This is a genomic window from Clostridium sp. FS41, assembly GCF_000954015.1.
Classification (GTDB): Bacteria; Bacillota; Clostridia; order Lachnospirales; family Lachnospiraceae; genus Enterocloster; species Enterocloster citroniae.
In genome coordinates this window covers 1-1,628 of the sequence record NZ_JYHN01000015.1, presented here as the reverse complement: position 1 = coordinate 1,628, position 1,628 = coordinate 1, and the positions used below count along the sequence as shown (strand labels likewise).

Below are 1,628 nucleotides of genomic sequence, written 5' to 3'. Positions count from 1 at the left end.
GCCGCTCCGGCTCCATCACTGCATCATCCTGTATGTATCGTTTTACAGCCACCAGGCCCTTACGCCAGCCCCCGGACGCCCAGGAGTTGTACCGGCTCTTGCAGTAGGCGGTCAGGTCTTTGTAGGACGGTCTTCCGCTGCCATGTCCGCAGATAATACCATTACCGCAGTACATCTCCACGTGGCCGATCCGCTTTGGCCTGCTGGCATCCGTACCGGCAAACAGCAGCATGTCCCCTGGTCGTAACCGGGACGTGTCAGGGAAGCCCTGGGCTATGTCTGCATCCACCGTGGTCAGCTTTGGGGAGTTGTACATGCCCGCAGTGTTGGTGATCCCAAAGCCTTGCCCTGCCTGCTGATAAGCGTAGCAGATGGATGATGAGCAATCACTGTAGTAGTTGCCGTCCTTGTATGCCTTATAGCAGTAATCCCGCAGGGACTGGCTGTATATGTTGCGGCCTATGATCTCTGCGTACTTGTCGATCACGGCCTGTCTCCTTAATAATGCTGTCATGTCGTACCTCCATTTCTAATTTCGTCAATCTGTGCCATGATATCCGCGATCACCGCCCTGGTATCCTGCACATACTCCACCGCCACGTCCGGTTCCGGCCCTCCTGCGGTAATGGTGATGTGGGTGGTGCCGGTAAAGGTGGTAAGGGCGTTTAGGGCGGATTGGGTCGCGGCGGGGAGGGGTTCCCAGGTGGGGGTGGTACGTTCAAAGATGGTTGATATGGGATGGGCCGCGAGATACGCTTTGAACGCAGCCAGATCGCCGGAACTAAGCTTTTCCAAGTAAATATATACCTGACTTTTGGGGCCTGATGAAATACATTCAGTTTTCCTCCACGTATCTAAGTTCGTTCCAGCTTTTAATACATCACATAATATTTTTGTTGTGGCTTCTTCTGTCTCCGCCTTGATCACATTATTATAACCCGCAGTAATATATCTTTTTTTGCCTGTATCGTTCGTGTCAGAGGTTGCCCATTTTTCATCCTCACTCCCATCAAAGGTTAGTGCTATAAACTGCCGCTCTATCCCCCACTCCCCACCCTTACACATTATCCTGTCCCGTACATCCCCGATACCATATAGTGGGGCTGTCAGCTGGATAGTTGCGGTCTGGTATCCGGCGAATAGTTCCCATGTAGCTTCCCCATCAAAGCTTAATAAGACATCCGTAAATACGGTTGTATTTGCTATGTCTAATGCTGTATTGCGATTATTCGTAATTAGTTCAATTTTGAAACCTTGCGCATCCTCTGGTATTGTGATCGCTATCTTTTTATAGGTTGCAGCATAATATTCCAATCTTCCGTCTGATAGCGTCAGCCTTCCCTGGATAGCAACTGGGCAATCCACATTAGTCCTGCTCTCAACATTACCCGATAACGTAACCGTTTTACCTCTTATACTATCGATTGGGACGGCAGCTGTACACGCCGCATATGGATTTATGCCAGTTACCGATATCTTACGTTCACCATCGCTTAATGACCAAGTACCCCCAGCCATTGATTTTAACAGACTTGCATCAAATAAATTAGCACCCGTCACCGTCACATCCAGTGGCTGCGGATACTCCTCTGATGGGCTGGGTTTGCCGCCAGTGTAGGGTTCCCATG

2 protein-coding genes are annotated in these 1,628 nt (G+C 50.2%); both read right to left on the bottom strand.

What is annotated here, in order from left to right; all coding sequences use genetic code 11:
* Nucleotides 1–514 (bottom strand): NlpC/P60 family protein (locus CLFS41_RS02040; RefSeq protein WP_045091310.1); only part of this gene is annotated, 514 nt, incomplete at its 3' end.
* Nucleotides 511–1,628: hypothetical protein (locus CLFS41_RS30355; RefSeq protein WP_347467312.1), on the bottom strand; the 1,118-nt coding region annotated here is incomplete at its 5' end. The genes CLFS41_RS02040 and CLFS41_RS30355, both read right to left, overlap by 4 nt.